Origin of the sequence: Frankia torreyi, from assembly GCF_000948395.1 — a bacterium.
Lineage (GTDB): Bacteria > Actinomycetota > Actinomycetes > Frankiales > Frankiaceae > Frankia > Frankia torreyi.
In genome coordinates, this window is sequence record NZ_JYFN01000104.1 from 1 (window position 1) to 12,847 (window position 12,847).

At 69.7% G+C, this 12,847-nt stretch carries 15 protein-coding genes and 3 pseudogenes; 12 read left to right on the top strand and 6 right to left on the bottom strand.

Annotated elements, in window-relative coordinates:
- Positions 1-167: 167 nt before the first annotated feature.
- Positions 168-1,409: an IS256 family transposase gene (locus tag FF36_RS30270; RefSeq protein WP_044888633.1), complete on the bottom strand. Its 1,242-nt coding sequence runs from the start codon at positions 1,407-1,409 to the stop codon at positions 168-170.
- A gap of 143 nt (positions 1,410-1,552) precedes the next feature.
- Here FF36_RS30270 and FF36_RS33700 point away from each other — a divergent pair, with 143 nt between their 5' ends.
- From FF36_RS33700 to FF36_RS39650, 6 genes and pseudogenes are all read left to right on the top strand, one after another.
- Complete coding sequence (locus tag FF36_RS33700; protein WP_242418792.1) at positions 1,553-1,768, top strand: MmyB family transcriptional regulator; 216 nt, start codon at positions 1,553-1,555, stop codon at positions 1,766-1,768.
- Positions 1,769-1,807: 39 nt separating this feature from the next.
- Positions 1,808-2,098, top strand: a pseudogene (locus FF36_RS33705) (IS6 family transposase); the annotation flags it as partial.
- Positions 2,099-2,375: 277 nt separating this feature from the next.
- Positions 2,376-2,588 (top strand): annotated as a pseudogene (locus tag FF36_RS39640) (DUF4037 domain-containing protein); the annotation flags it as partial.
- Between the two features lie 292 nt (positions 2,589-2,880).
- Positions 2,881-3,051, top strand: a complete 171-nt coding sequence (locus tag FF36_RS39645; protein ID WP_236705998.1) for a hypothetical protein — start codon at positions 2,881-2,883, stop codon at positions 3,049-3,051.
- A gap of 215 nt (positions 3,052-3,266) precedes the next feature.
- Complete coding sequence (locus FF36_RS30285) at positions 3,267-3,557, top strand: nucleotidyltransferase family protein (RefSeq protein WP_044888635.1); 291 nt, start codon at positions 3,267-3,269, stop codon at positions 3,555-3,557.
- On the top strand, positions 3,547-4,173 hold the full coding sequence (locus FF36_RS39650) for a HepT-like ribonuclease domain-containing protein (protein WP_242422995.1): 627 nt from the start codon (positions 3,547-3,549) through the stop codon (positions 4,171-4,173). Before FF36_RS30285 ends, FF36_RS39650 begins: the two co-directional genes overlap by 11 nt.
- A 498-nt stretch (positions 4,174-4,671) precedes the next feature.
- Here the strand turns inward: FF36_RS39650 and FF36_RS30295 are convergent, their stop codons facing one another.
- Both FF36_RS30295 and FF36_RS35745 read right to left on the bottom strand, forming a co-directional pair.
- Positions 4,672-5,454, bottom strand: a complete 783-nt coding sequence (locus FF36_RS30295) for a hypothetical protein (RefSeq protein ID WP_199865560.1) — start codon at positions 5,452-5,454, stop codon at positions 4,672-4,674.
- Positions 5,455-6,102: 648 nt separating this feature from the next.
- Entirely contained in the window at positions 6,103-6,279 is a 177-nt protein-coding gene (locus FF36_RS35745; RefSeq protein ID WP_157871753.1) for a hypothetical protein, read from the bottom strand.
- Between FF36_RS35745 and FF36_RS33715 the strand changes: the two genes are divergently transcribed.
- Positions 6,278-6,879, top strand: a 602-nt coding sequence (locus tag FF36_RS33715) for a toll/interleukin-1 receptor domain-containing protein (RefSeq protein WP_131669504.1), incomplete at its 3' end; no start/stop codon positions are given. The two genes, FF36_RS35745 and FF36_RS33715, sit on opposite strands and share 2 nt — an antisense overlap.
- 833 nt (positions 6,880-7,712) lie before the next feature.
- The gene (locus FF36_RS31935; RefSeq protein WP_206778497.1) at positions 7,713-8,225 is read left to right on the top strand and encodes a hypothetical protein; all 513 of its coding nucleotides are present in this window, start codon (positions 7,713-7,715) and stop codon (positions 8,223-8,225) included.
- 361 nt (positions 8,226-8,586) lie between these two features.
- Here the strand turns inward: FF36_RS31935 and FF36_RS30310 are convergent, their stop codons facing one another.
- On the bottom strand, positions 8,587-9,126 hold the full coding sequence (locus tag FF36_RS30310) for a MarR family winged helix-turn-helix transcriptional regulator (protein ID WP_082122371.1): 540 nt from the start codon (positions 9,124-9,126) through the stop codon (positions 8,587-8,589).
- A 376-nt stretch (positions 9,127-9,502) separates the two neighbouring features.
- Here FF36_RS30310 and FF36_RS30315 point away from each other — a divergent pair, with 376 nt between their 5' ends.
- The 3 genes and pseudogenes from FF36_RS30315 to FF36_RS40500 all read left to right on the top strand — a co-directional run bounded on the left by FF36_RS30315 (position 9,503) and on the right by FF36_RS40500 (position 10,500).
- Positions 9,503-10,075 carry an IS607 family transposase gene (locus FF36_RS30315; protein ID WP_044888638.1) on the top strand — a complete coding sequence of 191 codons (573 nt, stop codon included), beginning with the start codon at positions 9,503-9,505 and terminating at the stop codon, positions 10,073-10,075.
- Positions 10,072-10,257: pseudogene (locus FF36_RS33720) on the top strand (helix-turn-helix domain-containing protein); the annotation flags it as partial. The gene FF36_RS30315 and the pseudogene FF36_RS33720, both read left to right, overlap by 4 nt.
- Before the next feature lie 81 nt (positions 10,258-10,338).
- Positions 10,339-10,500 carry an ABC transporter ATP-binding protein gene (locus FF36_RS40500; protein ID WP_313949812.1) on the top strand — a complete coding sequence of 54 codons (162 nt, stop codon included), beginning with the start codon at positions 10,339-10,341 and terminating at the stop codon, positions 10,498-10,500.
- Positions 10,501-10,642: 142 nt separating this feature from the next.
- Here FF36_RS40500 and FF36_RS30325 read toward each other — a convergent pair whose 3' ends face one another.
- A complete protein-coding gene (locus FF36_RS30325; RefSeq protein WP_110431539.1) occupies positions 10,643-11,497 on the bottom strand; it encodes an ABC transporter permease in 855 nt (284 codons plus the stop codon).
- Complete coding sequence (locus FF36_RS30330) at positions 11,494-12,240, bottom strand: ABC transporter ATP-binding protein (protein ID WP_044888640.1); 747 nt, start codon at positions 12,238-12,240, stop codon at positions 11,494-11,496. Before FF36_RS30330 ends, FF36_RS30325 begins: the two co-directional genes overlap by 4 nt.
- A 266-nt stretch (positions 12,241-12,506) precedes the next feature.
- Here FF36_RS30330 and FF36_RS30335 point away from each other — a divergent pair.
- The coding region (locus FF36_RS30335) for a helix-turn-helix domain-containing protein (RefSeq protein WP_044888644.1) at positions 12,507-12,847 on the top strand (341 nt) is incomplete at its 3' end.

The following is a 12,847-nucleotide window of genomic DNA, read 5'->3' on the forward strand; positions in this document are numbered from 1 at the left end:
GTTTCCTCGCGGTGACGGCGAGCCAGGCGTGGGTGAGCATCGCCAGCGTGATATGCCGATACCAGGCATGGTAAAGCCGGACCTGATAGTGGTCGAGGCCGACCTCGTTCGGTCACGTCCAGCGGCGTGGTGTACGGAAGGTAACTCCGCGTGATCCTAGTTTCAGTTTAGGCGGTGAGCGCTTCGGGTGTCACGCTGATCTCGGGTGTGTCGGCCGGCGTGTTCCCCGCGTCGACTTTGCCGAGGATTTCCAGGCCGAAATAGCGGTGGGTTTCGATCCACTCGTCGTGTTGCTCGGCGAGTACGGCGCCGACGAGACGTACGATGGCACCGCGGTCCGGGAAGATACCCACAACATCGGTCCGCCGACGGATCTCCTTGTTCAGTCGTTCCTGCGGGTTCGACGACCAGATCTGCCGCCAGATCTCCCGCGGGTAGGCGGTGAACCCGAGCAGGTCCGCTTTCGCCTCGGACAGGTGTTCCGCGGCGCGGGGCAGTTTCTCGGCCAAGGCGTCGACGACCCGGTCGAACTGCACCGTCACCTCTTTTGCGTCCGCCTGCTCGAAGATAGTCCGGACCAATGTTGCCACCCACGGCTGCGACGACTTCGGTGTGAACGTCAACAAGTCACGCAGGTAATGCGTCCGGCACCGCTGCCAGGAAGCACCCGTCAGCGTCGACCCGATCGCCGCGACCAGGCCCCGGTGGGCATCCGAGGTCACCAGGCGGACCCCGGACAGGCCGCGGGCGACCAGGCCACGGAAGAACGCCAACCACCCTGCCCCGTCCTCGCTGCTCACGACGTCGAGGCCGAGGATCTCCCGGTGACCATCGCCGTTGACCCCGACGGCGAGCAGGCAGTGGACGTTCACAACCCGGCCGTCTTCGCGGACCTTCATCGTCAGCGCATCGGCCTGCACGAACCGGTACGGGCCGGCATCCAGCGGCCTCGAGCGGAACGCCTCGACCTGCCCGTCGAGATGCTTCGCCAACTCCGACACCTGCGACTTCGAAATATGCGCGACCCCGAGCTGTTCCACGAGCTTGTCGACCCGCCGGGTGGAAACACCGAGAAGATACGAGGTGGCCACCACCGAGATCAACGCCTGTTCCGCCCGCCGGCGGCGCGTCAACAACCATTCCGGGAAATACGAACCGGACCGCAGCTTCGGAATCGCCAGATCAATCGTTCCCGCCCGGGTGTCCCACTCCCGCATCCGGTAGCCATTCCGACGATTCGTCCGATCCGGTGATATCTCCCCGTACTCGGCGCCACAGACCCCGTCGGCCTCGGCGCTCATCAACGCCTCCGCGAACGCCTTCACCATCGAGCCCAACAGATCCGGACTCGCCGCCACCAGCTCCTTGCCGAACCCTTCGACGTCGGTCACAGTCGGACGCACGGCCATCGCGTTTCTCCTCCTCGAGTTCTTGCCTGTTCTCGAATGAGGATCACGCGGTGGTCGCTTCACGTCACGGACCGCCACTCCGGTGAGTCGCTAGACGATCACACCCCGTACACCACGTCCGTGGACTCCACTGCACCGACTTCGTGAGTAGGTGGATCGCCGGTCGCCCCGTCCGACATCGAACCGCTCGCAAACGCATCGAGCATCCTCACGTCGGTCACCTCACGCTCGACAGCGATGTTCTGCAAACCCCCGGCAGCGCTCTTCGAATCATCGTCTACTCCGCCGAGCCGGACAGCCAGGACGCCAGCCGCCTCGACCTACTCCGAGTGCTCGGTACCGAGGCTTTCGCTCACTAACCGGTTTCGGAGTTCGTCGGGTTCCGGTTCCCACCCGAGGTGATCGTCTTGGTCGTCCGCTGGTACCTGCGGTACAGCCTGTCCTACCGCGACGTCGAGGAGCTGCTCGCGGAACGCGGCATCACCGTCGATCACGCCACGATCTACCGCTGGGTCCAGCGGTTCACTCCGCTGCTCGTCGAGGCTGCCCGGCCGTGCCGACCCAGCCCTGGAGACAGGTGGTTCGTCGACGAAACCTACGTCAAGGTCGCCGGCCGGTGGACCTACCTGTACCGGGCGATCGACCAGGTCGGGCAGGTCATCGACGTCCTTGCCGCCGAACGGCGTGACCTGGCACGGAATCTCCACGGACCACGATTTCGGCCCCCGCCTGCAATTGTTCGTCCCCCCGGATCTCGATACCACGCCGATCGACGTCGCCCTGGAGAGGCTGCCAGCTCGATTCGACGATTTCCCGGTCGTCTACCCCGACAGCGACCGACACGACGGCCGACCACACCACCAGGTGGAGGTGACCACCGCGCAGGCGTTCTTCCTCGACCGGCTCGGTGTCGACCCCGCCTGCGGGATGGATCTGGCGGACTGGCTGCTGGCCCCGACCCAGATCATGGCCAGCCTCACGGGCGGCGTGGTCCTGCACGACCCGCTCGATCTGCTCACCGCGCGGCTTCGGGCACTGACCTGGTACCCCGACGACGTCTGGCGCTATGTCCTGGCGGCCGGCTGGCTGCGGGTCAGCCAGGAAGAACCGTTCGTCGGCCGCACCGGCGGCCGCGGCGGCGACCTCGGCTCGCGCATGCTCGCCGCGCGCGTGGCCCGCGACCTCGTCCGGATCGGCTTTCTCCTCGAACGTCGCTGGGCCCCGTACAGCAAGTGGCTGATGACCGTGTTCGCCCAGTCGGCCCTCGCGGACCAGGTCGGTCGGCACTTGCGCCACGCGCTCAGCGCGACGCGGTGGCGGGAACGCGAAGCAGCGCTGTGCGCCACGGCCAGCCATCTTGCCGCCGCCACGGACCAGCTTGGCCTGGCCGAGCCCGTAGACCCCGCGCCGCTTTCATACCCGGGACATCCAGGTACTCGGCGCGCAACGCCTCACTCGTGCGCTGACCGATGTGATCAGCGATCCGCAGCTGCGAGCCCTCCCCACCGGGCTCGGACACCGACCCGACGGCCCGCTCGGCCATCTCCCCGGCGCGATCGACCAGGCCATCGACAGCGTCGAGATCCTCACCCAACCGCACCGCCGCCGCGACTATGCCCCCGCGCTTGGACTCCGGGCGTGAATCCCGCGGCAAGCTGCCCGCGGAGTAGATCGAGCAACTCAGCGGCGCCGACGACTGGGACGCATGACCAGACGCACCTCGTGCGTCGGACTGCTCTACGGCGCTTCGGGTCGCGGCTGGGTGGTTCGCGCGGCACGCAGGACGCCGGCGGGCATCGCGCGTGAGGCGGTGCCTGGGTCGTGCGGTCGTGGCTGTCTGGAGGCGATAATGGCGAGGTGACCGTCGACCTTCGTGACAGTCGGATCGCCGAGGTGTGCCGGCGCTACGGCGTCGCCGAGTTGTCCGTCTTCGGCTCGGTGGCTCGCGGCGACGACACCGACGAGTCGGACGTCGACCTGCTGTACGTGCTGGCGCCCGACTCGGCGCTTGGCTTCGAGATCGTCGACCTCCGGGACGATCTCGAAAAGATCGTCGGTCGTCGCGTCGACCTGGTACCCAAATCCCGGCTGAAGTGGGTCATCCGCGATCGAGTGCTCGCGGAGGCTCGGGTCCTCTATGCGGCGTGATGAGCTCTACCTCGTCGACATGATCGAAGCCGCGGTCGCCGCGACGGCGTTCGTCCAGGAGGTCGACGAGGCCGCGTTCCTGGAAAGCGATCTGATCCAGAGTGCTGTCCTCCAGAAACTCCTGGTGATCGGCGAGGCGGCCGGACGAGTCTCGCCCGAGATCCGCGGACGGTGGCCGGACGTGCCGTGGCGGTCCGTCACCGGATTCCGCAACATCGCCGTTCACACGTACTTTGAGGTCGACTGGTCCATCGTGTGGCGAATCGCCACGGCCGCGCTGCGGGAACTCCAGGAGCAACTGCTGACGCTACTCAAAGCCGAGTTCCCACTCATCGCCAGCCAACTCGACCAGCCGCACTGGCTGCGGGCACGTTGCCCTGGGTGTGGACGTACTCGCCGCCAGCCCCTCCTCAGTGAGTTGTGCCCGAGCGCAAGCACCTTCCCCGAGGCCAAACCGAATAGGAACGTCAACGCGACCACGACGGCGACGGTCACGGTCACCAGACGGGCCGAGGTGTCCGGAACCATCAGGTGTTCGGAACGCTTGTTCGATCCGGTAGATGATGTTCCGGTCGGCGCGGTCACTGGGCTTCGTCCCTGGCTGGGGCTCGGGTAACGACCGGTCGGACAGTGATTTCAGGGCCAGCAACCAAGATCAAGCGGTTCGGATACTGGTACACATGGTCCACCCCCTCTGACCAGGCCTTTTGTGGCGTCCCGGTCGTCGCGAAGATCGACAAGTGGTCGATGTGATGCCGTTGCGACAGCAACTAATCTTGAAGCCTCGGTGGGCGGCTACAGAGAGCGACATGTGCCCCGGAGGCCATGGGCAGGTACTCGTCGTTCTGCGCAGCTTCACGCCGCCGGCAGGCGTTGACCGACGCGGTCGGCAACGTCGACATCCTGCTCAACACGCGCCGACCGTACTGTCAGCCCCCTCCGAATAAAGACGGAGGGCCTTGTGGAGCCTTTTGGAGGGGCTGAAGGAAGGGGGGTCGCCCTGGAGGGGGAGGCCGTGCGCCAAGCCCTGCACCGGGCCCGCCGGCGCGTCCGGATCGGGCCTGGCTGAGACCCGCCCGCGGGCCGGTCACGGGCCCGCGGTGCTCACCAAATCTCAGCGGTCGTGACGCAGACCTTCGACATCGGCGCGGGCGTAGCGGCCGAATCGGCCGGGGGCCAGGCCGCCGCGTTCGGCGGTCACCTCGAAACGACCGACGGACCAGCCGAGCAGCTCGGCGGCCTCGGCATTGGTCAAGCTTGCCGCGAGCCAACGTTGGCGGTCGGCGACGACTGCAAGGAGCTGATCGGGAGCGAGCGCGTCCAGCTCTTTGACCGCGTAGAGGGGCCAGCCGCGGAACTCGCCCGTCGGGCGAAGGATCCCGCGTTCGTGCAATGCCTGGACGTCCGCACGTTGGACGTCCAGGGCGGTGCGCTCGGCCAGGTACTGGGCGGACTTCTCCGAGCCGATACCCGGATGGTCGCCGACCTCGGCGAGGATCTGCTCGACCCGGTCGGGCAGCGTCTCAGCGAGGGCGTCCGACCAGCGGCGGCCCTCGATGTCGGGAGGTGGTACCAGCCCCCGGAACTGTGCGTGACGCAGCTGCCATTCCTGGATCCCGAGCGAGCGGGCGAGCTGCACTGGGCCGAACCCTTCCCGGCTGCGTGGCCTGGAGGTCTTACCGTCGGCCGTCGGCTCGGGGCGTTCGCCGACCTCGGCGAGGATCTGCTCGACCCGGTCGGGCAGCGTCCGGGCCAGTGCGTGTGACCAGCGATGAGCGTGGAGGTCGGGCGGCGGTATCAGACCCAGGTTCTGGGCGCGACGCAGCTGCCACTCCTTCATCCCAAGCCAGCGGGCGAGCTGCACCGGACCGAACCCCTCCTGGGACTGGGAGCTCACAACCCCGATCCTTTCTCCCCTGTGATGCGGATGGCCGATTCTGCGCGCGGCTGCGGCACGGCACGCCCCTGACCGAGCGATCCCCTTTTCTTCATTCTGCTCGTGTCCAAGCCGCAATGACCGGATGAACGCTCGTACGAGAGGACTGACGCGGGAGGTTTCGCTACTTGGCAGCAGCGTTCCTCGCCCTCGAGACGCCGTTCAGGCGTGCAGGGAGGCGCGTCGAGCGCGGTCGGCCAGTAGGCCAACTGGTGGAGCAGCGCGGCTGCCGCGGACTGGCGAGTGGGGTGGGTGTCCTGCCTCCGGCCGGTCCGCCAGACCTGGACAGCACCGCCGCCGCCAATGCTGCGGCCTGCCAGCCCCGGCCGCCGCGAGGGCCAGGGCTGAGGCTCACGTGGCCCAGAGCGACCCCGCCGAGGCTGACCGCTACGCGCCCCGTCTCGGTCGGGGTCAGGACGGGCCCCTCGCCGCCGGCGCCGGTGACGGCGCGGACCGCGGCGGAGAGCTGCAGGGACAGGGGGTGGTCGCCGGTGTCGGTCCGGATCACCACCGGCCGGTCCCGGCGCCGGCGAGAGCGGGCCGGGGTGTCCCCGCCCGGCGGGATCGCAGCCGTGTCACGGTCATCACGCGATAGTCCGTGAGGGCAGGCTACCCGGGACGCGTGATGCTGATGCGGTACCCCGTCCTCCCCTCCTCGACGGGCTGCACGTGGAGCTCATGACCGACGTCGACGACCTGGACGCCATCCACGCCGACGCTTGTCCGCTGCGCGGCGGGGTTGTGACGGTTCGTGGTGATGCCTGGCAGGCTGTCGGCTATGGGCATGGGGGATCCGGCAGGGGCCGGCGCAGCAGCGGGTCTGCCGAGTTCGGTGAACTTTTTCGTCTCGTACACCGGGGTGGATGAGCCGTGGGCGGTGTGGGTGGCCTGGCAGTTGGAAGCCGCCGGCTACACCACCCGGATCCAGGCGTGGGACTTCGGGGCGGGGGCGCATTTCGTCACCGAGATGCACCGGGCCGCGCAGCACGCGGCGCGGACCGTCGCGGTGCTCTCGGCGGCGTATCTGTCCTCGGCGTATGCGGAGGCGGAGTGGCAGGCCGCCTGGCAGCAGGATCCGTCCGGTGAGGATCGCCGGTTGCTGGTGTTCCGGATCGAGGACTGCCCCCGGCCGGGCCTGCTCGCCCAGCTCGTCAGCGTCGATCTGTTCGACCTCGACCCGGATACCGCGGCCACCCGGCTGGTCGCCGCGGCCCGCGGGGAGCGGGGAAAGCCGACAGTTGAACCGTCGTTTCCCGGCGGGGGCCGGCCCGCCGGGCAGGGGTGGGCCCGGAGCCGGTGTTCCCGGGCCGGCTGCGGGTCGCCGACGCCGATCCGTACCGCCTCGGGGTACACCGGGCGATCCAACTGCCCGACCTTGAGGACACCNCCCCGCCGGTCTACGTGGAACGTGACATCGACCAGGCGCGCAACGGGGTCCGGGACCGGCTACGGGCTGCGGCCGGGTGGGGTGGGTTCGTGCTGCTGGTCGGGGGATCCTCGGTCGGCAAGACCCGCTGCGCGGTGGAAGCGGTCAAAGCCGAACTGGGCGACTGGCGGCTGATCCACCCCGCCAGCGCCGCGCAGATCACCGCCCTCACCGGCACACCCCCCGCCCGGACCGTGCTCTGGCTCGACGAACTCCAGAACTATCTGGGCGGTGAACACGGCCTGACCGCCGGTGTTCTGCGCGCCCTGCTCGACGCCGTCGGCCCGGTGGTGGTCGTGGGCACGCTCTGGCCGGAGTACTACCGCCGCTTCACCGCGCTGCCGAAACCCGGCGAACCCGACCCCTACCGCTGGGAACGCGACGTCCTGCGCCTGGCGGCCGTCGTCGACGTCGACGACCGGTTCAGCCCAGCCGAACAGGCCCGCGCCCGCCACGCCGCCATACAGGACCGGCGGATCCAGGCCGGGCTCGATAACAGCGGCTACGGGCTCACCCAGACGTTGGCCGCCGCCCCCGAACTCCTGCGCCGCTGGACCAGCGCTCACACCGACCATCCCTACGCCTGGGCGGGGTCCTCACCGCCGCGCTCGACGCCGCCCGCCTCGGCGCCCGCGCACCCCTGACCGCCGGCCTGCTCCGCGACGCCGCCCCCGACTACTGCACTCCCCACCAGCAAGCCACCGCCCCCGCCAACTGGTTCGAACACGCCCTCGCCTACGCCACCGAGGAACTTCACGGCGCCACCGCCGCCCTCGCTTCCACCAGCAACGGCATGGGCATGGGCCGGATCGCCGGCTACACCGTCGCCGACTACCTCCTCCAACACGCCACCCACACCCGCCGCGGCGAACGGCCCCCCGCCAGCCTGTGGACCGCGCTACGCGACCACCCCACCCACCCCGACGACCTGGCCCGCCTCGCCAACACCGCCCTGAACTACCAGGTCTACACACTCGCCGTCCCCCTCCTACGCCAGCAAGCCGACGCCGGCGACAGGGTCACCGCGAGCCGGCTGGCCGACCTGCTTTTCGAGGCGGGGGACCGTGACGGCCTGCGCCAGCGCGCGGACGCCGGTGACGGGGACGCCGCGAGACGGCTGGCCGACCTGCTCGCCGAGGCAGGGGACCGGCCGGGCGCGATCGACGTCCTACGCCAGCGCGCCGACGCCGGCGACGAGTACGCCACGCGCCAGCTGGCCGACCTGCTCGCCGAGACAGGGGACAAGCGGTTGCGGCGCTACGGGTCCGACGTGGACGGGCGGATCGCCGACGGGCCCACCTGGTAGGCGGGAACGCCCCCGGTGTGGCGCCGGGCCCTGGTCTGGCGCCCGGTAATCCCGACCTCAGGGAGAACTCCTGGCCGGTCCCGGCGGGCGCGGCCGTGATTGCCGCGTGCTACCTAGCGTCGCTGATCCTCGCCTGGGCGCTCCACACGACGGTCGAGATACCCGTCGCCCGCCGGTCCGTCCCCGAACGTGCCAGCCCATCTGCCCGTGACCGCGTCCCCCATCGCGGCGACGGCCATTCCGCCGCCCCCGGAGACCGGGGCACGCCCCGGCTTCCCTCGGCGTCAGCCAAATGCTTTGTTCGATCAAAACATCTTCGGCGCGGGTCGTGCCGGGGGCGGGGAGCCGCGTGGGGAACCGCTCAGCCGGCCGGGTCGGCCTGGGAGCCACCGCCCGGGCCCGGGCGGGCCCCGAGCTTCTCCCGCATCCCGGTGAGCATGTGCTCATGGATGAGCAGCAGGACGTCGGCGGCCTGGTCGAGCTTGTCGCCGGGGACGTCGGCGAACACGTCCCGTAGGAGCTCGAGCCGTGCGGCGCGTACCTTCTCGACCGCCGTGCGGCCCGCGGGGGTGATGGCGATCAGCGTCGTGCGGCGGTCTCCCTCGACGGAGATCGCCTCGACGAGACGGTTCTCCCGGAGCTGGCGTAGCTGGAGCGAGGTGGTGGAGATGTCGATCTGCATGCACTCGGCGATGTCGGAGATCCGCAGCGGCTCCGCCAGGTCGAAGAACTCCAGCAGCCGCAGCTCGCTCGGCGGCAGGCGGCAGTCCGAGCGCCGGGCGATCTCCGCCCGGATACGCCGGCTTTCGCTCCACCGCACCAGCGCGGCGGCACCGGCCCCCAGCCTCTCCAGCGGTGCCTGACCGGACGCGCGGGACGAAGGCATCACGGCGGAACTCACCGGGTCAGCCTAACCCGCCGGCCGCCGGAGACGTGAAGAACAGGACCGCGCCCCCGATGGCCGGGCTCCTCCCCAGACCTGTCCTCCGCCGTTGCGGTGACCTGGGTGTTCATACCCCACTAGTTTGGTGTATAAAACCATCCACCTCATCAACTCACTCCAGAGAGGGTCGCTCCGTGCGCTTCGCCGCTTCTCGGACCCTGCTCGGCCTCGTGCTGCCCGCATTGCTGATCACGGTGGCGGGCTGCTCGAGCGCGACACCGGGACCAGCCGGATCACCGAGCCCGTCCGGCTCCCGGAGCAGAGGGTGAAAACTGCTGCCGGTCTAGCGCCGGATAGCGCCGGATAGCGCCGGATAGAGCTGTATGGTGGCGGTGTGAACCTCAAGGAGTGGGCCGCCGCGAACGAGGTCGGGTATTCCACCGCCCGCCAGTGGTTCCTGGACGGCAAGCTCCCGGTCTCCGCGCGGAAGGTCGGTGGGCTGATCCTCATCGACCCGCCCGCGCAGCAGGTCCCGGTAGAGGCGGTGGCCGTATACGCCCGCGTCTCGTCGGCCGATCAGAAGCCGGACCTTGACCGGCAGGTCGCCAGGATCGTCACCTGGGCAGCCAGCCGGAACCTGGCTGTCGGCAGGGTCGTGACCGAAGTCGGGTCGGCGCTCAACGGTCATCGGCGGAAGTTCCTCGGCCTGCTACGTGACCCGGCCGTGACGACGATCGTCGTCGAGCATCGGGACCGGTTCGCCCGGTTCGGTGCCGAGTACGTCGAGGCCGCGCTGTCCGCGCAGGGGCGGCGCCTGCTGGTGGTCGACCCGGCTGAGGTCGACGATGACCTGGTCGGTGACATCACCGAGATCCTGACCTCGATGTGCGCCCGGCTGTACGGCCGCCGGGCCGCGGCGAACCGGGCCGCCCGCGCAGTCGCCGCGGCCACTGAGGCCGGCGAGTGAAGGCTCTTCAGGCGTACCGGTTCGCGCTCGACCCGAACCAGGTCCAGCTCGCCGGCCTGCGCCGGCACGCCGGGGCGGCCCGGTTCGCCTACAACTGGGGTCTGGCCCGGGTGAAGGCCGCGCTCGGCCAGCGGGACGCCGAGAAGTCCTATGGCCTGACAGGCGACCTGCTCACGGAGATACAGGAGCAGGAGGGCCTCGCGATGCTGTTCATCTCCCACGACCTCGCGGTGGTGAGCCAGGTCAGCGACCGGGTCGCGGTGATGCGGGCCGGCCGGCTCGTCGAGACCGGCGAGGTCCGCCAGGTCTTCGCCCGGCCGGCCCACGCCTACACGCGGACCCTGCTCGCCGCACTTCCCGCGACCCGGGCACCGGACGGCCCGGCGCCGAGGATCAGCACCCGCTCGGACCTGACGACCTCCTGACGGGTCCGACGAAGGTCGTCCAGGGCCTTGCTGACGGTGGTCGCGACCGGCCTTCGCCGGGCACGGGTAGTCGGAGCCGGTGGCCAGCACCAGATAGTCCGCCTCGACGCGCTGGCCCGAGGCGAGCGTGACGCCGCTGGGGTCAGGATCGGCGGCGGGGGGTGTCCCAGGCGCCGACGGCGATGCGGGCGGCCAGCCCGAACAGCCAGAACAGCGCTAGGCCGAACAGGGAGGACACCATGATCGCGGCAAACAGCGGTGCGGACTGGAGGCGCTGGGTGTAGTCGTCGATGAGGCTGCCGATGCCCGGCTGCCCCTGCCGGAAGAAGAAGTCACCGACGATCGCGCCGATGACCGACAGCCCGGCGGAGATACGCAGCCCCGTGAACACCGCGGGCAGGGCGCTGGGAAACTCGAGATGGACGAGCCTTGCCCACCGGCCAGCCTGGCGCAGCGTGAACAGGTCATGCTGCTGGGCGTCGGTCGACTGGAGCCCGAACAGGGTGTTGGTGATGATGGGGAACAAGGCGACCAGGACGCACACGACGGTACGGGACCAGAATCCGTACCCCAGCCAGAACCCGATCAGCGGCACGATCGCGAGGATCGGGATCGTCTGGAGCGCCACCGCCCACGGGTAGAACGACCGCTCGACCCAGCCCGCCTGGCTCATCAGCACGGCAAAGATCATCCCAAGGGCGGCGGCGATGGCGAGCCCCACCAGCGCGACCTTCGCCGTCGCGCCCAGTCCCCGCAGAGTCTCGTGGAAGGTGGTCCAGTCCCCGAAGCCGTCGGTGACGACCTCGTGCGGCGGCGGCAGCAGGAAGCGGCGGCGGGGGGCCAGCGCGAGATAGGTCACCGCGTACCAGACGCCGACGACGGCGGCCAGCACGGCCAGCGGCGGCCCGGCCCCGCGGGCCGTGCGGCGCAGGCGGCCATGCTGGCGGGGGCTCTCGGCCGCCGGGGCCGCGAGCGGTGCCCGGGCCGTCGCCGTCATGTGAACGACTCCTGCAGCGCCGCCGAGACGGTCCGGGCGACGTCGCCGAAGGCGGCGTCGAAGCGCAGGTCGGCGGGCCGCGGGTAGGCGAACGGGACGTCGACCTGCGCGAGGACGCGCCCCGGTCGGGCTGACAGGACGACGACCCGGCTGGCGAGCCAGACCGCCTCCACGACCGAGTGGGTGACGAACACGCCCGCGAACCGCTCGCGGGCGTGGAGCCGCTGCACCTCCTCGCCGAGCCGCTGCCGCGTGATCTCGTCGACCGCGCCGAACGGCTCGTCGAAAAGGAACAGCGACGGCCGCACCGTGAGCGCCCGGGCGAGCGAGACCCGCATCCGCATGCCGCCGGACAGCGCCGTGGGCCGGTGGCGCTCGAACCCCTCGAGCTCGGTGAGGGAGATGGCCGCGGCCACGAGTTCGCGCCGCCGCTTCTTCGGCACGCGGTCGAGTTGGGCGAACAGGCCGACATTGCCCTCGACGGTGCGCCACGGCAGTAGCGTGGGATCTTGAAAAACGTAGCCGGGGGCCTTGGGCCCGACGGCAACCGTCCCGCTGGAGGGCTCGGTCAACCCCGACGCGATCCGCAATAGTGTGGACTTCCCCGAGCCCGAAGGCCCGACCACCGTCACGAACTCGCCGTCGGCGACCGTAAGTGACACTCCCCGCAACGCGTCGGTGCCGTCGGAGAAGGTCTTTCCCACGTCGTCGAACGCCAATGCGATCCCCGGCGCAAGGGGCACCGTCTCTCCCTTCCTGCCACGGAGCCGGGCCGTCGGCGACATGCCGGCGTCCTTAATCTGAGCGAATCGTAGCCCCGGGCACGAGGCGTTACCGGACGCACCCTGATGCCGTCCCCGGTGTCATGGCCGGGAAACAGTCCCGGAGCGAGGGCCGCCAGCTCGGTTGTCCCGGCGCTGTGGGTGAACCCGGCTACATGACTTCCATCATCATCCGGTACGCTGAAGGGAACGTGGCCGCATGAGGGCGGCCGGATGAGGGCGGGGGAATGACGCTGCAACGGGCGGGCGGGCCGATAGTGCGCCGCGTTGTACTGGGCACACAGCTACGGAGAATCCGGGAAGCGAAAGGCATTAGCCGGGTGGATGCTGGCTACAGCATCCGGGCCTCCGAGTCGAAGATCAGTCGGTTGGAGTTGGGTCGGGTCAGTTTCAAGGAACGCGATGTGGCCGACTTGCTGACACTGTATGGCGTCACGGACGAGAGGGACCGCTCGCCGTTGCTCGAACTCGCCCGTCAGGCCAACGAGCCCGGTTGGTGGCAGGGTTTCACCGACGTGATGCCGGGATGGTTTCAGCCCTACCTGGGCCTGGAGGAAGCGGCGATCCT

What these genes read in the sequence shown, in the direction of transcription:
- FF36_RS30270 (WP_044888633.1), bottom strand. Translation starts at nt 1,409, where the DNA reads ATGGCCGTGCGTCCGACTGTGACCGACGTCGAAGGGTTCGGCAAGGAG.
- FF36_RS39650 (WP_242422995.1), top strand. Translation starts at nt 3,547, where the DNA reads ATGCGGCGTGATGAGCTCTACCTCGTCGACATGATCGAAGCCGCGGTC.
- FF36_RS35745 (WP_157871753.1), bottom strand. Translation starts at nt 6,279, where the DNA reads ATGCCCATAGCCGACAGCCTGCCAGGCATCACCACGAACCGTCACAAC.
- FF36_RS31935 (WP_206778497.1), top strand. Translation starts at nt 7,713, where the DNA reads ATGGGCATGGGCCGGATCGCCGGCTACACCGTCGCCGACTACCTCCTC.
- FF36_RS40500 (WP_313949812.1), top strand. Translation starts at nt 10,339, where the DNA reads ATGCGGGCCGGCCGGCTCGTCGAGACCGGCGAGGTCCGCCAGGTCTTC.
- FF36_RS30325 (WP_110431539.1), bottom strand. Translation starts at nt 11,497, where the DNA reads ATGACGGCGACGGCCCGGGCACCGCTCGCGGCCCCGGCGGCCGAGAGC.